The 16,637-nt window shown below is 69.6% G+C and carries 19 protein-coding genes and 1 tRNA gene; 6 read left to right on the forward strand and 14 right to left on the reverse strand.

Going from position 1 to position 16,637, the window contains the following annotated elements; translation table 11 throughout:
* Positions 1 to 34: 34 nt before the first annotated feature.
* Both ACFY9N_RS12320 and ACFY9N_RS12325 read right to left on the reverse strand, forming a co-directional pair.
* The gene (locus ACFY9N_RS12320; RefSeq protein WP_391478921.1) at positions 35 to 1,744 is read right to left on the reverse strand and encodes a helicase-associated domain-containing protein; all 1,710 of its coding nucleotides are present in this window, start codon (positions 1,742 to 1,744) and stop codon (positions 35 to 37) included.
* A gap of 13 nt (positions 1,745 to 1,757) precedes the next feature.
* Positions 1,758 to 2,030 (reverse strand): multidrug ABC transporter ATPase, encoded by a 273-nt coding sequence (locus ACFY9N_RS12325; RefSeq protein ID WP_391478922.1) that lies wholly within the window; start codon positions 2,028 to 2,030, stop codon positions 1,758 to 1,760.
* A 119-nt stretch (positions 2,031 to 2,149) separates the two neighbouring features.
* On the opposite strand from ACFY9N_RS12325, the gene ACFY9N_RS12330 reads away from it, so the two are divergent.
* Together ACFY9N_RS12330 and ACFY9N_RS12335 are read left to right on the forward strand one after the other, a co-directional pair.
* Complete coding sequence (locus ACFY9N_RS12330) at positions 2,150 to 2,530, forward strand: cold-shock protein (protein ID WP_247624982.1); 381 nt, start codon at positions 2,150 to 2,152, stop codon at positions 2,528 to 2,530.
* Positions 2,514 to 3,101, forward strand: a complete 588-nt coding sequence (locus ACFY9N_RS12335) for a DUF3027 domain-containing protein (RefSeq protein WP_391478924.1) — start codon at positions 2,514 to 2,516, stop codon at positions 3,099 to 3,101. Before ACFY9N_RS12330 ends, ACFY9N_RS12335 begins: the two co-directional genes overlap by 17 nt.
* 51 nt (positions 3,102 to 3,152) lie before the next feature.
* On the opposite strand, the gene serC is transcribed toward ACFY9N_RS12335, so the two are convergent.
* Positions 3,153 to 4,265 carry a phosphoserine transaminase gene (serC, locus tag ACFY9N_RS12340; RefSeq protein ID WP_391478925.1) on the reverse strand — a complete coding sequence of 371 codons (1,113 nt, stop codon included), beginning with the start codon at positions 4,263 to 4,265 and terminating at the stop codon, positions 3,153 to 3,155.
* A 101-nt stretch (positions 4,266 to 4,366) separates the two neighbouring features.
* Here serC and ACFY9N_RS12345 point away from each other — a divergent pair, with 101 nt between their 5' ends.
* From ACFY9N_RS12345 to ACFY9N_RS12355, 3 genes are all read left to right on the forward strand, one after another.
* Positions 4,367 to 5,068 (forward strand): metal-dependent transcriptional regulator, encoded by a 702-nt coding sequence (locus tag ACFY9N_RS12345; protein ID WP_247624979.1) that lies wholly within the window; start codon positions 4,367 to 4,369, stop codon positions 5,066 to 5,068.
* A 267-nt stretch (positions 5,069 to 5,335) separates the two neighbouring features.
* Positions 5,336 to 6,124, forward strand: a complete 789-nt coding sequence (locus ACFY9N_RS12350; RefSeq protein WP_391478926.1) for a M23 family metallopeptidase — start codon at positions 5,336 to 5,338, stop codon at positions 6,122 to 6,124.
* A 343-nt stretch (positions 6,125 to 6,467) separates the two neighbouring features.
* Positions 6,468 to 6,965: an HNH endonuclease gene (locus ACFY9N_RS12355; protein WP_391478928.1), complete on the forward strand. Its 498-nt coding sequence runs from the start codon at positions 6,468 to 6,470 to the stop codon at positions 6,963 to 6,965.
* 9 nt (positions 6,966 to 6,974) lie between these two features.
* Here ACFY9N_RS12355 and ACFY9N_RS12360 read toward each other — a convergent pair whose 3' ends face one another.
* The 10 genes from ACFY9N_RS12360 to idi form a co-directional block, all read right to left on the reverse strand.
* Entirely contained in the window at positions 6,975 to 7,445 is a 471-nt protein-coding gene (locus tag ACFY9N_RS12360) for a hypothetical protein (protein ID WP_391478929.1), read from the reverse strand.
* A gap of 34 nt (positions 7,446 to 7,479) precedes the next feature.
* A tRNA-Arg gene (locus tag ACFY9N_RS12365) sits at positions 7,480 to 7,553 on the reverse strand.
* 45 nt (positions 7,554 to 7,598) lie between these two features.
* A complete protein-coding gene (locus tag ACFY9N_RS12370; protein WP_391478931.1) occupies positions 7,599 to 9,785 on the reverse strand; it encodes an MMPL family transporter in 2,187 nt (728 codons plus the stop codon).
* Positions 9,786 to 9,836: 51 nt separating this feature from the next.
* Positions 9,837 to 10,727, reverse strand: coding sequence for a prenyltransferase (locus ACFY9N_RS12375; RefSeq protein ID WP_391478932.1), 891 nt, complete (start codon positions 10,725 to 10,727; stop codon positions 9,837 to 9,839).
* Entirely contained in the window at positions 10,724 to 11,068 is a 345-nt protein-coding gene (locus tag ACFY9N_RS12380) for a lycopene cyclase domain-containing protein (RefSeq protein ID WP_391478933.1), read from the reverse strand. The genes ACFY9N_RS12375 and ACFY9N_RS12380 overlap by 4 nt, the downstream gene beginning before the upstream one ends.
* Entirely contained in the window at positions 11,065 to 11,409 is a 345-nt protein-coding gene (locus ACFY9N_RS12385; protein WP_391478934.1) for a lycopene cyclase domain-containing protein, read from the reverse strand. The genes ACFY9N_RS12380 and ACFY9N_RS12385 overlap by 4 nt, the downstream gene beginning before the upstream one ends.
* Positions 11,409 to 13,007, reverse strand: coding sequence for a phytoene desaturase family protein (gene crtI / locus ACFY9N_RS12390; protein WP_391478935.1), 1,599 nt, complete (start codon positions 13,005 to 13,007; stop codon positions 11,409 to 11,411). The genes ACFY9N_RS12385 and crtI overlap by 1 nt, the downstream gene beginning before the upstream one ends.
* On the reverse strand, positions 13,004 to 13,906 hold the full coding sequence (locus ACFY9N_RS12395; protein ID WP_391478936.1) for a phytoene/squalene synthase family protein: 903 nt from the start codon (positions 13,904 to 13,906) through the stop codon (positions 13,004 to 13,006). Before ACFY9N_RS12395 ends, crtI begins: the two co-directional genes overlap by 4 nt.
* Positions 13,903 to 14,982, reverse strand: a complete 1,080-nt coding sequence (locus ACFY9N_RS12400; RefSeq protein ID WP_391478937.1) for a polyprenyl synthetase family protein — start codon at positions 14,980 to 14,982, stop codon at positions 13,903 to 13,905. Before ACFY9N_RS12400 ends, ACFY9N_RS12395 begins: the two co-directional genes overlap by 4 nt.
* A gap of 2 nt (positions 14,983 to 14,984) precedes the next feature.
* Positions 14,985 to 15,506, reverse strand: coding sequence for an isopentenyl-diphosphate Delta-isomerase (idi, locus tag ACFY9N_RS12405; RefSeq protein WP_391478938.1), 522 nt, complete (start codon positions 15,504 to 15,506; stop codon positions 14,985 to 14,987).
* 79 nt (positions 15,507 to 15,585) lie between these two features.
* Between idi and ACFY9N_RS12410 the strand changes: the two genes are divergently transcribed.
* Positions 15,586 to 16,188 (forward strand): MarR family winged helix-turn-helix transcriptional regulator, encoded by a 603-nt coding sequence (locus ACFY9N_RS12410; RefSeq protein ID WP_391478939.1) that lies wholly within the window; start codon positions 15,586 to 15,588, stop codon positions 16,186 to 16,188.
* A gap of 42 nt (positions 16,189 to 16,230) precedes the next feature.
* Here the strand turns inward: ACFY9N_RS12410 and ACFY9N_RS12415 are convergent, their stop codons facing one another.
* Positions 16,231 to 16,581, reverse strand: a complete 351-nt coding sequence (locus ACFY9N_RS12415) for an Lsr2 family protein (RefSeq protein ID WP_391478941.1) — start codon at positions 16,579 to 16,581, stop codon at positions 16,231 to 16,233.
* Positions 16,582 to 16,637: the final 56 nt, after the last annotated feature.

The raw sequence follows: 16,637 nt of genomic DNA on the forward strand, positions 1-16,637 counted from the left end.
AGACAATCCTACCCGCGCCCGGCTGTGCGGGCGCCTACGGGGCGACGATCGTCGCGCTGCGGATGCTGGACACCGGCAGGGTGCGCTCGACGTCGGCCGCGCGGTCGCGTCCGCGCAGGCGTCCGCCGCCGAGGCCGGTCGCTTCGAGGACGAGGTCCCTCGTCGAGCCGTCCGGCATGCCGACGGTCACGCTGAGCACGGCGCGCGCGCGAACGGCGGCCTCGAGCTCCCGGTCGAGCCAGGCGGCATCCGCATCTGGTCCCTGTCGGGAACGCAGACGGGCGATCAGCGGCGCGTAGTCGACGGCTGTCGTGGCCGGTCCGGCCGCCGTCCGGGGCGGATGCCGGTCGCCGACGAGAGGCGTGCCGTCGGCGCCGATCAGCGTGGCCGGGTACCGCGCATCGGTGAGCGCCCAGTAGACGGTGTCGCGGCCGACCTTGGTGGTGAGGGAGGCGACGTGCGCGGTCAGGCCGAGCGGGCGCAGGCTCTGGTCGACGGCCATCGCGCCGATCAGATGCGGGTCGTCGCTCTCGATGCGCGTGCGACCGGTCTCCTCGTCGGTCGAGACGCGCACGAGGCCGTGGCGTCCGGCGGTCTGGGCGATGAGGTAGGCGAGAGGCTGGGGGAGGCCGGTCAAGGAGAGGCCGCCGAGGAAATCGAGGATGCTCTGCTCGGTCTCGCCGACGACGAAGGCATGGGCGATCGACTCGGCCGTGAAGCGGTACGAGGATGCCTGCGCAGCGGATTCGCGGGCGGCGATCGTGCGCAGCCGCACGTCGAGCGCGGGAGCGAGGGGCCCGGGGGCGATGGCCGTGAGGTCGTTCTGGAGGAAGATGCGATCGACCTCGGCCGGGAGCAGAGCACTCAAGGCCGAGGTGTCCGCGGGAGATCCCTCGCGCAGCGGGGTCGTCCACGCGGGTTCGCTGCCGTCCTCGGCGACCAGCCCGAGCAGGCGGGCCGTCTCCCGGAGTGCGCGGCTGCGGTCGGCCCAGGCGGGATCCCACGGGTGGGCGTCGGGCCAGGCATCGGTGGCGACCCATCCGCCGTCCGGGGTGCGCACCCCGCGAGGGAGTGCGTCACGGAACGACGTCGCGAGCCTGGTCCAGCGATCGGATGCCGATGAGCGCAGCCAGGCGTCGCCGTCCGCCGTCACGCGCAGGCGGCGATCCGTCGCGACGGCGAGTCCTGCATCGACCGCGATGGAGACGAGGGGGTCCACGAGGTCGACCGCGATGCCCGCATCGGCGAGCTGGCGCTTCTCGGCGGCGCTCACGATACCGCTCGCGAGGAGCGAGAACGGGGCATCGCGAGTGATCATCAGCAGGTCGGCGAGGATGGCGACCGTGGTGAACGCGCGCTCGGCGGCGTGCGCCGCTGCAGCGGCGTCGGACGGGCGTGGTGCCGCGGCGTCGAGGGGCGCGGGGGCCCGGTGGCCCTCCAGTGCCGTGGCGAGTTCCGGCCAAGTCGAGCCGTCGGCGGCGAGCAGTGCGAGCGCGTCGAGGGCGGCGCGGTGATCGCCGGCATCGCCCGCGTCGTGGGCGCGCAACAGAGCCGCCGCCTCCTCGGACGTGAGGCGGGGGAGCGCCTTGGCCAGCGAGTTCGGGTCGAGCAGCGCCTCGGCCGCATCGAAGAAGTCCTGCCATCCGGGGTCGGCGCGCACACCGCGCGCGGCGAAGAGCCGGGTGAGGTCGTCGTCGCCCGCCGCGGCCAGTCGATCGGCCAGCGGTCGTGCGTGCGTGCTCATGACGAGGCCGCTCTCAGGGTCGCGATGCGCGACCCTTCCGGATGAAGCTCATGATCAGGAGTGTGATGATCATCGCGAAGGCGAGCGGGAGTCCCCAGTAGGGGATGAAGGCGATGACGGGCCAGACGCCGTCGCCGAAGGCTTTCTGGTCCATGCCGAGTGCGGTGCCGATGATGATCGCGAAGAAGCAGATGACGGATGCCGCGGCGATGCCGAGCGCCGTGAAGGCCAGGATCCGATCCACTCGGCGGATCGGAACATCCGGCTGGGAGTTCTGCGTGCTCATCGGTCTCACACTACCCGCACCGGGGCCTTCGAGATCTCGCGGTCGGCGACCGGTAGGCTGGAGGGGGTCGCGCACGTGCGCGGCTGTCTTGTTCTGCACCGATTCAGCGAGGTTCTCCCATGCCCACCGGCAAGGTCAGGTTCTACGACGAAGACAAGGGCTTCGGCTTCATCGCATCCGATGACGGCCAGGACGTCTTCCTGCATGCGTCGGCGATGCCCGCCGGCACCGCCGTCAAGGCGGGCGCCCGCGTCGAGTTCGGCGTCGCCGACGGCAAGCGCGGTCTGCAGGCGCTGTCGGTCCGAGTGCTCGAAGCCCCCGTCAGCCTCGCGAAGGCCAAGCGCAAGCCGGCCGACGACATGGCGATCATCGTCGAGGATCTCGTGAAGCTGCTCGACGGCATCGGCGGCGACCTGCGTCGCGGCCGCTACCCGTCTTCTTCCCACGGCCGCAAGATCGCGGCCGTCCTGCGCAAGGTCGCTGATGACCTCGAAGCCTGACGCCGACGAGCGTCTCGTCGGAGCCCACGATCTGGCGCTCGCCGCGCTGCGTGAGATCACCCCGGCGAACACCATCGGCCCCGCCGCAGGGTTCCTCCCCGAGGAGGACGGCTCGGTCTCGCTGCGTTTCGAGAACCGTCTCGCCGGCTACCCCGGCTGGTATTGGACGGTGACGGTCGCGCGCGTCGACGACGAGGATCCGACCGTGCTCGAGGTCGAGCTGCTGCCCGGCGACGGCGCGCTCCTCGCGCCGGAATGGGTGCCGTGGGCGGAGCGCCTCGCCGACTACCGGGCGCACCAGGCGGAGCTCGCCGAGCAGGCGGCCTCCGACGGTGACGATCCCGATGATTCTGCGGACGACGCCGACGACGAGATCGATGCGAGCGATGAGGAGCTCGACGACGACGATCTCGAGGACGACGAGCCGGACATCCTCCACGCCGGCGACCTGGACGGCGTCGACATCGACGAGCTCGACGACGAGTCGGATGACTCCGACGACGACGAGGAGTCCGAGGATGACGGCTCCGACGGCGACGATTCCGACGAGGACTCCGACGACGAGGAGTGATCCTCCCCGGCATCCGGGAAGGGGCGCGGGCGCAGGGCCCGCGCCCGAACCTCAGGACGCGGTGTTCGCGAGAACGAAGTCGATCGCGCGGGTGAGCTGGCGCACGTCGTCCGGCTCGATGGAGACGAAGGTCGCCACGCGCAGCTGATTGCGTCCGAGCTTGCGGTACGGCTCGGTGTCGACGATCCCGTTCGCCCGGAGCGTCTTCGCGATCGCCGCCGCGTCGATGCTGTCGTCGAAGTCGATCGTGACGACGACGGGTGAGCGGTGGGCGGTATCGGTGACGAACGGCGTCGCGACCTGCGAGGCCTCGGCCCAGTCGTACAGAACGCCGGAGGATTCGGCGGTGCGCGCGGCGGCCCAGCCCAGGCCGCCGTTGTCGAGGATCCATCGCAGCTGGCTGTCGAGCAGGTGCAGGGTGGTCAGCGCCGGAGTGTTGAGCGTCTGGTCGAGGCGAGAGTTGTCGAGCGCGTTCTTCAGGCTCAGGAACTCGGGGATGTAGCGATCGGATGCCGCGATCCGCTCGATCCGCTCGATCGCCGCGGGCGACGCGACCGCGAACCAGAGTCCACCGTCGGAGCCGAGGTTCTTCTGCGGGGCGAAGTAGTAGAGGTCGGCCTGGGCGGCGTCGAAGTCGATGCCGCCGGCGGCGCTGGTCGCGTCGATGACGGTCAGTGCGCCCTCGGCGGCCACGCGCTGGACGGGCACGGCCACACCTGTGGATGTCTCGTTGTGCGGCCAGGCGTAGACATCGACGCCGTCGACGATCTCGGCGGTCGTCGCCGCCCCCGGCTCGGCCTTGCGCACGTCGGGTGCCTCGAGCCACGGCGCGCCGGCGGCCGCGGCGAACTTGCCGCCGAACTCACCGAAGACGAGGTTCTGGCTGCGGCGCTCGATGAGACCGAAGGTGGCGGCGTCCCAGAACGCCGTGGATCCTCCGTTGCCGACGAGGATCTCGTATCCCTCCGGCACGCGGAACAGAGAGGCGAGCTGCTCGCGCACGCTCCCCACGAGGTTCTTCACCGGGGCCTGGCGGTGCGAGGTGCCGAGGATCGACGCTCCCGCGGTCACCAGAGCCTCGAGCTGCGCGGGGCGCACCTTCGAGGGTCCGCAGCCGAAACGGCCGTCGACGGGCAGGAGGTCACGCGGAATCTCGATCGCCATGGGTAGATTCTACGGGGGCGCGCGTGACGTGTTTCACCGCGCGCGGACCCGATGTCCGCGCGGGAATGTAGGCTTGCCTAAGAACCTCGGAGGGCCAGAACATGACGGATCTGATCGACACCACGGAGATGTACCTCCGCACCATCCTCGAACTCGAGGAGGAGAACATCGTTCCCCTGCGTGCGCGCATCTCCGAGCGGCTCGGCCACTCGGGTCCCACGGTCTCGCAGACCGTCGGCCGCATGGAGCGCGACGGCCTCGTGATCGTCTCCGAGGATCGCACGCTCGAACTCACCGACGCCGGCCGCCGCAAGGCCGTCGACGTCATGCGCAAGCACCGTCTCGCCGAGCGCCTCCTGTCCGATGTGATCGGGCTCGACTGGGCGTTCGTGCACGAAGAGGCATGCCGGTGGGAGCACGTCATGAGCGAGCAGGTCGAGCGTCGACTCGTCGAGCTCCTCGGCCACCCGACCGAGTCGCCGTACGGCAACCCGATCCCCGGCCTCGACCAGCTCGGCGACCTCCCGGCGCGCACCTTCGACGAGGGCGTCATCGGCCTCGTCCAGAAGCTCAATGCCGCGGGCGAGCCGATCGACGGCACCGTCCGCCGCCTCGCCGAGCCCGCGCAGGTCGACCCCGAGCTGCTCGAACAGCTGCGCGACGCGGGCGTCATGCCCGGTGCTCGCGGCGACTTCCGCTTCAACGAGGGCTACGTCCTCATCCAGATGGAGGGCAAGGACGACGGACTCGAGCTCCCCGTCGAGCTCGCCTCGCACATCTTCCTCGTGGGGGAGCCCGCCTGAAAAATGCCTCCTGAGCTGGCTCTCCGAGGATTGTCAGGTTCACAGGGTGACATGATCGTTATCTTCCGGTAACCTCGGTCGAGTCGTCGGTGAAGCCCGCAGACGATGAACCGCGTCGGTCGCCTCCCAGGCTCGTCGTCGACACGGTGAGAAACGCACAACGTACCCGAGATACACACGTGCCACGAGAGCAGAGTGCCGACGAGCCAGCGCTACCCGAGCGCGCAGGCGCTGGAGGATGTTTTGGTCGCAGACAACGATTCGCCCGTGAAGAAATCTGAAGACCGCACGATCGCCCGCCGCACCGGTGGGAAGACCGGCACCCGCTCCATCGCGAAGCCGATCCGCTCGGTCGCCATCTTCGGGGCAGTCGGTGCTCTGGTCGCCGCCGTCGCCCTGCCCGCGTACGCCGCCACCAAGCCGGCCGAGGCGGCCACCACCGTCCAGCAGCTCGCCGCCGTCGACGCGCAGTCGCTCGTCGTGGCATCCGAGGCCACCGCCGCCCCGCTCGATCGCGGAACCTTCACGGCCACCACGCCGGAGGAGATCGAGAAGAAGAAGGCCGAAGAGGCGGCAGCAGCGCGCGCCGCCGAGGCCGCGAAGGCCGCCGCAGCCACCAGCAACTTCAACACCGCGGGCTATGCGCTCGTCGCGCCCGGGTCGGGCGAGGTGCGTTACCCGCTTCCCCTCGGTTCCTGGAACGTCAGCCGCACCGTCGGCGGCGGCCACAACGGAGCCGACATGCTCGCTCCCGCGGGCACTCCGATCTACGCCGCCGCCGCGGGCGTCGTGCGGGCCTCGGCCGAGAGCATCGGCGGATACGGCGTCTGCGTCATGCTCGACAGCGTGATCGGCGGTCAGCGGGTCCAGACCACCTACGGTCACATGATCTACGGCTCGCGCCAGGTGCAGCAGGGGCAGACCGTCGAGGCCGGCCAGCTCATCGGTTATGTCGGTAGCACCGGCCGATCGACCGCGAACCACCTCCACTTCGAGGTCTGGGTCAACGGCGGACTCGTCGAGCCCATGGCCTGGCTCGGCGCCAACGCCGGCTGATCGCCGCCCGGCGCATCGCTCCGCGACCGCACGTACCGGACGAACACGCCCGAACGTTCACCGGCCGTTTCGCCCCCTACGGCTCACGATGGGTTAGCCTGAACCCGTCGTCGAACTGACGGGAGAAGCCGATGGACACGAAGCCGAGTATCCGCACCATGGATGCCCTCGGTCGCCACGTCCTCCGGCATTGCCCGCAGGGACGCCGCGGTTCCTCCGCGTGCAAAAGGCGCTGTCTCTAGACAGCGTCTTTTTTCGTCTCTGCGATCATTCCTCCGCCAGCACGACGTCGTGTGAGTCGAGAGTGCCGGGAAGCCGTCCCGGCGGATCGAGAGGATGACGAATGCGCACACTTGTCCTGAACGCCGGCTACGAGCCCCTGGCGATCGTGTCGTTCAAGAGAGCCCTCGTGCTCGTGATGAACGACAAAGCCTCCGTGATCGAACGCATCGAGGGGGACCCCGTCTGGGGGAGCCGCGGCGCCTACGACCGTCCGGCGGTGATCATCCTCTCGCGCTACGTGCGCGTGCCGAACAGCAGACGGGTGCCGGTCACCCGTCGCGGCGTGCTACGCCGCGACAATCACCGTTGCGGCTACTGCGGCAAGGCGGCGTCGACGATCGACCATGTCCTGCCGCGTTCACGGGGCGGAGCGGACTCGTGGGAGAACCTCGTGGCCTGCTGTCTGCGCTGCAACAATGTCAAGAGCAATCGCACGCCGCAGGAGATGCGCTGGGAGCTGCGATTCGTTCCCCGCCCGCCGCACGGAACCGCGTGGACCGTGCGCGGTACCGAGCGCAGCGATCCCCGATGGGAGCCGTACCTCGCACTCGCGGCCTGAGCGCGCCTCTCAGAGGAAGTAGTCGAGCGCGAGCTTCGCGAGGATGCCGATCGAGCCGAGAACGATCCCGATGATCGCCATCGACGTGTGGGCGCCGCTCGATGGGACGCCGTGACGGCGTGCCGTGGCCTGCGCGCGGAGCGTGTAGACGCCCATTCCTATCCCGAGGAATCCCGCGACCCACGGCAGGATGACGATCGACACGGCGCCCGCGATGATCGAGATGATGCTGCTGGTCTTCGGTGACGTCTGCTTCCGCCCGGCGGGGGAGGGAACCGGCGCCGGGGCAGGAGCCGGTGCGGAGTATCCGTAGGGCGTCACCTTCTGCTGCTGCGGCGCGGGCGGTGGCTGATAGCCGAGCGGGTTCGCGGTGGGCGCCGGGGGAACGGGCGGCACCGCCGGCGGGACGGGAGGGACGGGCGGCGCACCCGCTCCCGGCACGGGCGGTGGCGCGTACGGATCGCGCGTCGGATCGGTCATCGTCGTGTCCCCACTCGTCGTCGGATGATCAGTGTGCCCTCGACAGGATTCGAACCTGCGACCTGCCCTTTAGGAGAGGGCTGCTCTATCCTGCTGAGCTACGGGGGCCTGGGGTCCAGTCTAGGCGACCGGATGCCGCAGACCCCCGGGACGTCAGTCCGAGCCGCGCCGCCAGAGTTTCGACGGCCACCAGATCCTCTTGCCGATGTCGTAGGCGAGGGCGGGAACGAGCAGCGAGCGCACCACGAAGGTGTCGAGCAGCACCCCGAACGCGACGATGAACGCCAGCTGTACCAGGAACAGGATCGGGATCACCGAGAGCGCGGCGAACGTCGCGGCCAGCACGAGACCGGCGGAGGTGATGACGCCGCCCGTGATCGACAGGCCGCGCAGCACACCTTCGCGCGTGCCGTGCTCCATCGATTCCTCGCGCACACGGGTCATCAGGAAGATGTTGTAGTCGATGCCGAGCGCGACGAGGAACACGAAACCGTACAGCGGCACTGCGGGATCCGCGCCGGGGAAATCGAAGATCCCGTTGAACACCAGCGCCGAGACGCCCATCGCGGTACCGAACGACAGCACCGTCGTGAGGATCAGGAGCACCGGCGCGAGGATCGATCGCAGCAGCAGCATCAGTATCAGCATGATGACGACGAGGATCACCGGGATGATCAGGTTGCGGTCGTGAATCGACGCGTCGTTCGTGTCGATCGCGGTCGCCGTCACGCCGCCGACCAGGGCATCGACGTCCGTGAGCTCGGTGCGCAGGGAGCGCACCGTCTCGGCCGCGGCATCCGAATCGGCGGCATCGGAGAGCGTCGCCTGCAGCAGCACGTCTCCGTCGACGACGGTCGGGTCGGGGGCGGGCGTTCCGGGAGGGCCGACCGCGACGATGCCGTCGCTCGTCACGTTCGCGCTTCCGCTGGGGGAATCGGATGCCGTCACCGCGACGCTGTCGACGCCATCGTTCGCGAGCAGGACCTCGGCGGCATCCTGCAGCGAGTCCTCGGCGACGATCACGTACGCCGGACTCCCCGAGCCGCCGGGGTAGTGCTCGCCGAGCGCCGCCTGGCCGTCACGCGCCTCGGACGCGCCGAGGACGAGATCCGACTGCGGTACGCCCACCGCGTTCAGCTGCGTGACGCCCGCGGCGCCGGCGAGCAGCACGAGCGTCGTGACGATCCAGATCACGCGGGGACGACGGGTGATGAGCCGCGCGAGACGCGCCCAGAGACCCGTCGTGCGCATACCGTGCTCCTCGGCGACGACCTCCGGTTCGAACCGCGGGCGCCGCGGCCAGAACACCGCGCGACCGAAGAGCAGCAGGAGCGTCGGCAGCAGGCTGAGCGCCGCGAGCATCGCGAACACGATGCCGATCGCCGCGACCGGTCCGAGCGTGCTGTTCGACTTGAGGTCGCTCAGCAGCAGACACAGCAGCCCCGCGATCACCGTTCCGCCGGAGGCGACGATCGGTTCGAAGGATCCCTTCCATGCCGCCATGACGGCCGTGCCCTTGTCTTCCGCGATGCGCAGCTCCTCGCGGAAGCGCGCGACGAACAGCAGGGCGTAGTCCGTCGCGGCGCCGATCACCAGGATGAACAGGATTCCCTGGGTCTGGCCGCTGAGGAGCAGGATCTCGAACTTCGCGAGCCACCACACCACCAGCAGGGCGACGCAGAGCGCGAAGAGGCTGGTCGAGAGCACCACGAGCGGCAGCAGGAGCGAGCGGTAGACGAGCACGAGGATGACGAGCACGGCGAGCAGGGCGACCCCGAGGAGGAGTCCGTCGATGCCCGCGAAGCCGGCGGCGAGATCGGCCGTGAAACCGGCGGGTCCCGTGATGTAGACGCTCACCCCGTCGGGCGCGGCGGCTCGTAGTTCGTCACCCAGTTCGACGGTGACGTCTTTCACCTCGGCGTCCCCGCTGATCGGGATGAACGCCTGCACCGCGAGCCCGTCGTCGGAGACGAGCGCGGGGGAGACATCCTCGCCGATGCCGTCGAGCGACGGGGTGTCGGCGACGGCATCCGTGATCGCCGCGATCTCGGCATCCGTCAGTTCCGTCTCGGACGTGAACACCGCGATCGCGGGGATCTCGTCGCTGTCGCGGAACTCGCCCAGTAGCTCCTGCACCTGGGTGGCGTCCGCCGACTCGGGGAGATAGGTCGTCTGGTCGTTGGACGAGACCTCGTCGACCTTGCCGAACAGTGGCCCGCCGAATGAAGCGCCCGCGAGCCAGACCAGGATGAGCGCCACCGGCAGGAACACCCGCACCCAGGAGTGACGGCGTGAGCGTTCACGGAGGGGCGGCGTCGTGGCGCGGTCGGAGCGGGGCATGGTCGGGCCTTTCGGATGGTGCAGGTGCTGCGGGGGCTACGAGAGTTCGGGTCAGGAGACCCAGGCGAGGATGAGGATCATGGTGGCGAGGAAGCCGGCGAAGTAGTTCAGGAAGATGAAGCGGCGCCAGGCGCGGTTGGTCGCGCCGGAGTCGTCGTCGCTCACGCGCCACCAGGGCGCGGCGTTGACCAGGTAGGGAGCGGCGAGGAGGGCGCCGAGCGGCCCCGGCCAGGCCGTCAACAGCATCAGGACGCCGGCGAGGGTCCACAGCCCCAGCGAGAGGCGCACGGTCGCCGCCGCCCCGATCACCGTCGCCACCGAGCCGATACCGGCTTCGCGATCGGGTCCGACGTCCTGCACCGCGCCGAACGCATGCGCCGCCATGCCCCAGAGGAAGAAGGCGACGAGCACGAGCACCATGTCGCGCGTGACGCCGGCTCCTGCGATGGCTAGTCCGACGATCGCGGGGGTCACGAAGTGCAGGCTCGATGTCACCGAGTCGAGGAACGCGCGCTCCTTGAACCGGAGGTGCGGTGCCGAGTATGCGATGACCGCGAACACGCTCACCGCGAGCCAGACGGTCGATGCGGCGTTGCCCACCGCGACGAGATAGACGAGGAAAGGGAAGTTCGACACGGCGGCGGCCCACAGGGTCGGGCGGTGCATCCGCGGGGCGAGGAGCGCACCCTCGATGCCGCCCTTGCGGGGGTTCGCGAGGTCGGAGGCGTAGTCGAAGACGTCGTTGATCCCGTACATCGCGAGGTTGTATGGGATGAGGAAGTACAGGAATCCGATCACGAGCGTGAGGTCGAACTCGCGTGTCGTGAGCAGGTACCCGGCGGCGAAGGGGAACGCGGTGTTGATCCAGCTGATCGGACGCGAGGAGAGCAGGATCTGCCCGAGATCACGGGCGAGGGAGGGGCGGGCGGCGGGGGCGCTCATGCGCCTGCCTCCTGATCGCTCGGCGCGGTGCGGGGTGTGCCGCGTCGCGCACGGAGCGCGGCCCACAGCGCCGGGAGCAGCAGCGCACCCGCGAGCGGATACGCGAAGTCCTCGACCGGCGCGAGGCCGATGTGCACGCCGAGCAGCTGAGGACCGGCGTAGTGGAAGAGCTCGCTCGCGATCATGATCGTGTCGAAGACCGCGGTCAGCGTGAGCATCACGAGGACCGTCAACGCCACGGCGCCCGGATGCGGTCTCCGGCCGCGGGCCAGGAGGCCCAGACCGATCGCGATCACGACGGCGGCACCGAGGAACCAGGCCGAGAGCTGCAGGTACGTCATCGAGCCTCCTCCCGTCGCACCGGCCGTCGACCACGGGTGAGCACACGCGCCGCGCCGGTGTAGACGACCATGGTGCAGATCACCAGGAACGTCAGGAACACCGGTTCCTCGAGCGGCATCTCGGGGGCGAGAACGATCCCGGTCGCGATCGCCCCCTCGCCCCGATAGAAGATGCCGGTGACGATGCCGAAGACGTCCCAGACGAGGAAGAACGCCACACCCGCGATCGTCACGACGGATGCCGCGACCGCATCGCGCCAGAAGAACAGGCGGAAGCGCCGGTCGAGCAGCAGCATGCACCCCGTCGAGATCAGCAGGGCCGCCAGATAGACGAATCCCATCAGCGCCCCGCCGATTCGCGGGGAGTACGCGCGGGCGTCGGCAGGGGGCCGGCACTGTGATCACCGCGGATGCGCTTGAGCACGATCTCGGCGCTGATCAGGCACATCGGAACGCCGACGCCCGGAGCCGTGGTCGCCCCGGCGTAGTAGAGGCCGCGCACGCGCTTCGAGGCGTTCTGTGCACGGAACATCGCGCTCTGCGACAGGATGTGGGCCGGCCCCAGCATCCCACCGCTCCAGGAGTGGTAGTCATCGCGGAAGTCGGCGGGGCCTTTGGTCTCGCGCACCACGATCCGTTCGCGGAGATCGGGGATTCCCGCCCACGTCGACACGAGATCGATCGCCGCGTCGGCCGCCCGCTCGATCGTCTCCGAACCCGCGCCGTCGGAGCCGCCGTGACCGAGGTCGGGGTCGGCCGGGATCGGCACGAGGATGAAGAGGTTCTCGTGCCCGGCCGGTGCCACCGCGTCATCGGTCGCGCTGGGGCGGCAGACATAGGTCGAGGCGGGGGAGGGGATGTGCCGGTCGGATCCGAAGATCGCATCGAAGTTCTCGTCCCAGTCGTCCGTGAAGAACAGGGAATGGTGCGGCAGCTCGGGTAGCGCGCCGCGTACGCCGAGCATGACGAGCACGGCGCCGGGGCCGCTCGTGCGACGCTTCCACCACGACGCGGGATAGCTGCGCTGCTCGGTGGGCAGGAGGGCCGTCTCGGTGTGATGCAGGTCGGCGCCGGACACCACGATGTCTGCGTCCTCGACATGGCGTTCGCCCGCGGCATCCGTCCACTCCACGCCGGTCGCGCGGGTGGCACGGCCGCGGCCGGTCGTGCGGATGCCGGTGACCTGTGCGTCCGTCACGATGCGCACGCCCTCGTCGCGGGCCAGCGCTTCGATGCGCTCGACGACGCCCCAGAAGCCGCCCTGCGGGTAGCTGACGCCCTCGTCGAGGTCGAGCGCGCTCATGAGGTGGTACATCGCGGGAGCGCTGCGCGGATCGGTGCCGAGGAAGACCGCCGGATAGCCGAGGATCTGTCGGAGCAACGGGTCGCGGAACCGCCGGCCCGCGAAGGCCTGCAGGCGCGTGCCCAGGAGCGAGAACAGCCGCGGTGCCGCGCGCAGCACTTCGCCCGTCGTGAGTGTCGTCAGTCGGGTGAAGGGGTTGTAGAGGAAGTACTTCTCGGCCATCGACGTCGCATGATGCGCGGAGTCGAGGTAGGCGGCCAGGGCGCTCGCCGCACCCGGCTCGCGGGATTCGAACAGCCGGGCGACGGCGTCGCGGCCCGCCGGCACCGTGACCTCCGAGACCGCTGTGTCGTCGTGGGGTTGCCGGAACACGCGATAGCCGGGGTCGAGTGGGACGAGGTCGAGCTGCTCGGCCGCCGAGGTGCCCATCATCGCGAACCAGTGGTCGAAGACGCCCGGCATCAGGTACCACGAGGGCCCGGTGTCGAACCGGAAGCCGTCGCGCTCGATGCTTCCCGCCCGTCCGCCGACCTGCGGGTTCTTCTCGAGGACGACCACCTCGTGCCCGTCGCGCGCGAGCAGGCCCGCCGTCGCGAGGCCTGCGACACCGGCACCGATCACCACCACCCGGCTCATCGCGGCTCCACCGCGGTGACGAGCACGGAGCGCGCGGCGAGCAGCGCCTTGAAGGGGTCGGGCACCCGCACGCGCCGACGGTAGAGGTCGTCGACGGGGGTCTTGGCGACGCGTCGGGTGAGCGCGGCGAACAGGGCGAGCGCGCTGCGCACGGCGGCGCGCGCGTCCTTCGGGAGCAGGGGGATCGAGGCGCGGGCGTCGTCGAGTTGCGTCTCGACCGTCGCGACCCAGGCGTCGCGGTCGGCGTCGGTGAGGCGCTCGGCGGTTCCCAGATAGCTCCGGCGCAGCCGGTCGGTGTCATCGGCGAGATCGCGCAGGAAGTTCACGTTCTGGAAGGCGGCGCCGAGCTGACGCGCGCCGTGCTCGAGCGTCTCGCGCTGCGCGGGCGTGCGCTCGGCGCCCTGGAGGAACACCCGAAGACACATCAGACCCACGACCTCCGCGGAGCCGAAGACGTACCGCGCGTGGGCATCGGCGTCGTACGCGGCCGCGGCACCCGCTGTCGGGATGTCGGCGCGCATCGAGTCGAAGAACGGTTGCGTGAGGTCCTCGCCGATGCCGCACGCGCGCGCCGTCTGCGAGAAGGCGTGCAGGATGAGGTCACTGCTGTATCCCGTGCGCAGGGAGCGGTGGGTCTCGGCGATGTACGACGCCAGGGCGTCGGACTGCGCTCCGGCGTCGAGCCCCGCCTCGGCGGCCACACCGTCGACGATCTCGTCCGCGATCCGCACCATCGCGTAGATGTTGCGGATGTGCTGACGGTGGCGGGGGCCGAGCAGGGTGGTGGCCATGCCGAACGAGGTGGAGTACGCGCGGATGACCCCGGTCGTGGCGATCTCGGCTGTCCGGCTGAACCGGCGCAGGGACTCGTCGTTGCCGGGCGCGGGCGCCGCGGTCACGATGCCCGCCCCTCGATGCGTGCGATCAGGGAGCGGATGCTGTCGATGACGTCACCCGAGACGATGTGCGCGGACTCGATGTCGACGGCGACGGCGGATGCCGCGGCGAGCTCGTCGGCGACGAGCCCCTGCACGAACCGTTCCGCGCCGCAGTCGCGGAGGTGTTCGCGGATGCGTGCGGCCTCGTGCTCGTCGAGCATCGCGGAGCCGAAGTGCTGCCGGATGTGGGGCCACGCGGTCGTCATCCGCGCATAGGCGATGATGGCGGTCTCCTTGCCCTCCCGCAGGTCGGAGAAGGCGTCCTTGCCGTGCACTTCGTGGTCGCCGAACACGCAGAGCAGGTCGTCCTGCAGCTGGAAGGCGAGTCCGAGATGCCGGCCGATCGTCGCGAGGTCGTCTTCGAGTTCGAGCGAGACCCCGGCAAGGATCGCCGCGGCGCGCAGGGGCAGAGCGAACGAGTAGGTCGCCGTCTTGTAGGTGCTCATCTCGAGGATCGTGCGGAGATCCGGCGCGATGACCCCGTCTCCGAGGCCGACGTCGATGTGCTCCCCGGCGACGGTCTCGACGATGGTGTGCTCGATCAGATCGAGCAGGCGCAGGCGCGCGGCGGTCGAGACGCGGGCGCGCGCGAACCCGAGGACCGAGGTCGCCAGGAGCAGGTCGCCCATCAGGATGGCGCTCGAGCGGGCCCAGTGGAGGTCGGAATCCTCGCGTCCCCGTCCTGCCGCGGTGGCGAGGGTGCCGATGAGGTTCGGCCGACGGCGACGGACGAGATCGCCGTCGATCACGTCGTCATGGAGGAGGAAGGCGTAGTGGAGGAGTTCCACCTCCGCGGCGACCTCGATGGCGGCGGTCTGGTCGATGACCGAGTCGGATGCCGACAGGGCCCGGTGCGCGTCGAGGAGCAGGCGCGGGCGGATCATCTTTCCGCCCATCGCGTGCGCGGCAGCGGCGCGCCATAGCGCGGCGAACGGCTCCCCGTAGGTCTCCGCCGCGGCACTGCGCTCGGCGAATCGCCGCCGCAGCGCCTCCTCGACGCGGATGCCGAGTTCGTCCTGAGTCGCGACGGACGCCATGATCAGAGCGCGCCGCTCTCTCGGAGCAGGGGGAGCTGCTCGACGAGCCAGGGGCTGAAGGCGAAGGGGGTTCCGGCGACGGCGGCGGCGGCATCGGCGGCATCCGCCCATGCCCACTCCGCGACCTCGTCGGCACCGGGTGAGAGGTCACCGTCGAGTCGGGCCACATAAACGGGGCACACCTCGTTCTCGACGATGCCGCTCGCGTCGACGGCGCGGTACCGGTAGTCGGGGAGCGCGGGGCGGAGGCCGACGACGCTCGCACCGAGTTCCTCGCGCGCTCGGCGGTGCACGGCATCCACGATGGCCTCGCCGGGGCGGGGGTGTCCGCAGAAGCTGTTCGTCCACACGCCGGGCCAGGTCTTCTTCGAGAGCGCGCGACGGGTGAGGAGCAGTTGCCCGTGCTCGTTCAGGAGGTGGCAGGAGAACGCCAGGTGAAGAGGAGTGTCGGTGGTGTGGACCTCGCTCTTCGGCAGGGAACCGATCGCGGTCCCGTCTTCATCGAGAAGGGTCACGTCGTCCATGGTGTCCTCTGCAGGTCATTTCACTAGCTTGGCGAGTAATTAACTTAGCATGAAATAGATCGTTGTGTAACATGATCGCATGGACACTGCACCCGGCACTACCCCGAGAACGGGGGCGCCGGCCGATGGGCTGAGCCACGCCGCGATCTACGACGTCGAGGCGAGCGACCCGCGCAGTGCGCTCATCGACCGCACGGGGGTCGCGTCGGAGGATCTGCAGCAGATCGCGCTCGTGATGGGCGCGCTCGGCGAGCTGCGCGAGGCGGAGCAGAAGCTGTCGCGCGCCTCGCGTCGCTACATGCAGCTCAACGAGACCGACATGCGCGCGCTGCACTACCTCATCGTGTGCGCCAACCGGCACGCCATCGCGACGCCGGGAGGCATCGCCCAGCATCTGGCGATCTCGACCGCGTCGACCACGAAGCTGCTGGACCGCCTCGAGAAGGGCGGTCACATCGTGCGCTCGCCGCATCCGACGGATCGTCGGGCGCTCGCGATCACGATCACCGAGGACACGCGTCACGCGGCGATGCAGACCGTGGGGCGCCAGCAGGCGAAGCGCTTCTACGCCGCGGCCAGGCTCACGCGCGACGAGCGCGCAGTCGTCATCAGATTCCTCGAGGACATGACGCAGGAGATCGCCCTGCCCGATGAGGCCTGGGTGACCGACGACGACGAATGAAGGCTCCCCCGGAGGAGAGCCTTCATTCGTCGTCATGCGCGATCAGTGCGCTTTGTTATATGCCTCGATAACGGGGGCGGGAATGCGTCCACGCTCCGAAAGGGAGTAACCGTTGTCATTCGCCCATGCGCGGATGGCGGCGACCTCGGGGTTGCGCGCGGGGCGCTTTCGTGCGGATCCCGAGGAACTGCGCGGGGATCCTGCGGAACCGGCGCGACGTCCGGCGGAGATGTAGGGCTCGAGGGCCGCGCGGAGTTTTGCGGCGTGCGCGGAGTTCAGATCGATCTCCCACGCGGTGCCGTTGAGGGAGAAATGCACGGTCTCTCCTTCACCGACCTCGAGGACGCTGCCGTCGATATCGTCGACCAGTTGATGCACAATTCGTCTCGCCATGCCCTGGACATTACTCGACGTATCGAATTCGAGCAAACAATTCGGCGGTGTTTCCC

Origin of the sequence: Microbacterium sp. NPDC008134 (assembly GCF_042957055.1) — a bacterium.
GTDB lineage: Bacteria > Actinomycetota > Actinomycetes > Actinomycetales > Microbacteriaceae > Microbacterium.

Coding starts and splice junctions, on each gene's coding strand:
- serC (WP_391478925.1), bottom strand. CDS start 4,265: ATGGCGATCGAGATTCCGCGTGACCTCCTGCCCGTCGACGGCCGTTTC.
- ACFY9N_RS12385 (WP_391478934.1), bottom strand. CDS start 11,409: ATGGGATTCGTCTATCTGGCGGCCCTGCTGATCTCGACGGGGTGCATG.
- ACFY9N_RS12370 (WP_391478931.1), bottom strand. CDS start 9,785: ATGCCCCGCTCCGACCGCGCCACGACGCCGCCCCTCCGTGAACGCTCA.
- ACFY9N_RS12400 (WP_391478937.1), bottom strand. CDS start 14,982: ATGGCGTCCGTCGCGACTCAGGACGAACTCGGCATCCGCGTCGAGGAG.
- ACFY9N_RS12415 (WP_391478941.1), bottom strand. CDS start 16,581: ATGGCGAGACGAATTGTGCATCAACTGGTCGACGATATCGACGGCAGC.
- ACFY9N_RS12380 (WP_391478933.1), bottom strand. CDS start 11,068: ATGACGTACCTGCAGCTCTCGGCCTGGTTCCTCGGTGCCGCCGTCGTG.
- ACFY9N_RS12335 (WP_391478924.1), top strand. CDS start 2,514: ATGACCTCGAAGCCTGACGCCGACGAGCGTCTCGTCGGAGCCCACGAT.
- ACFY9N_RS12330 (WP_247624982.1), top strand. CDS start 2,150: ATGCCCACCGGCAAGGTCAGGTTCTACGACGAAGACAAGGGCTTCGGC.
- ACFY9N_RS12360 (WP_391478929.1), bottom strand. CDS start 7,445: ATGACCGATCCGACGCGCGATCCGTACGCGCCACCGCCCGTGCCGGGA.
- ACFY9N_RS12325 (WP_391478922.1), bottom strand. CDS start 2,030: ATGAGCACGCAGAACTCCCAGCCGGATGTTCCGATCCGCCGAGTGGAT.
- crtI (WP_391478935.1), bottom strand. CDS start 13,007: ATGAGCCGGGTGGTGGTGATCGGTGCCGGTGTCGCAGGCCTCGCGACG.
- ACFY9N_RS12320 (WP_391478921.1), bottom strand. CDS start 1,744: ATGAGCACGCACGCACGACCGCTGGCCGATCGACTGGCCGCGGCGGGC.
- ACFY9N_RS12375 (WP_391478932.1), bottom strand. CDS start 10,727: ATGAGCGCCCCCGCCGCCCGCCCCTCCCTCGCCCGTGATCTCGGGCAG.
- idi (WP_391478938.1), bottom strand. CDS start 15,506: ATGGACGACGTGACCCTTCTCGATGAAGACGGGACCGCGATCGGTTCC.
- ACFY9N_RS12345 (WP_247624979.1), top strand. CDS start 4,367: ATGACGGATCTGATCGACACCACGGAGATGTACCTCCGCACCATCCTC.
- ACFY9N_RS12410 (WP_391478939.1), top strand. CDS start 15,586: ATGGACACTGCACCCGGCACTACCCCGAGAACGGGGGCGCCGGCCGAT.
- ACFY9N_RS12355 (WP_391478928.1), top strand. CDS start 6,468: ATGCGCACACTTGTCCTGAACGCCGGCTACGAGCCCCTGGCGATCGTG.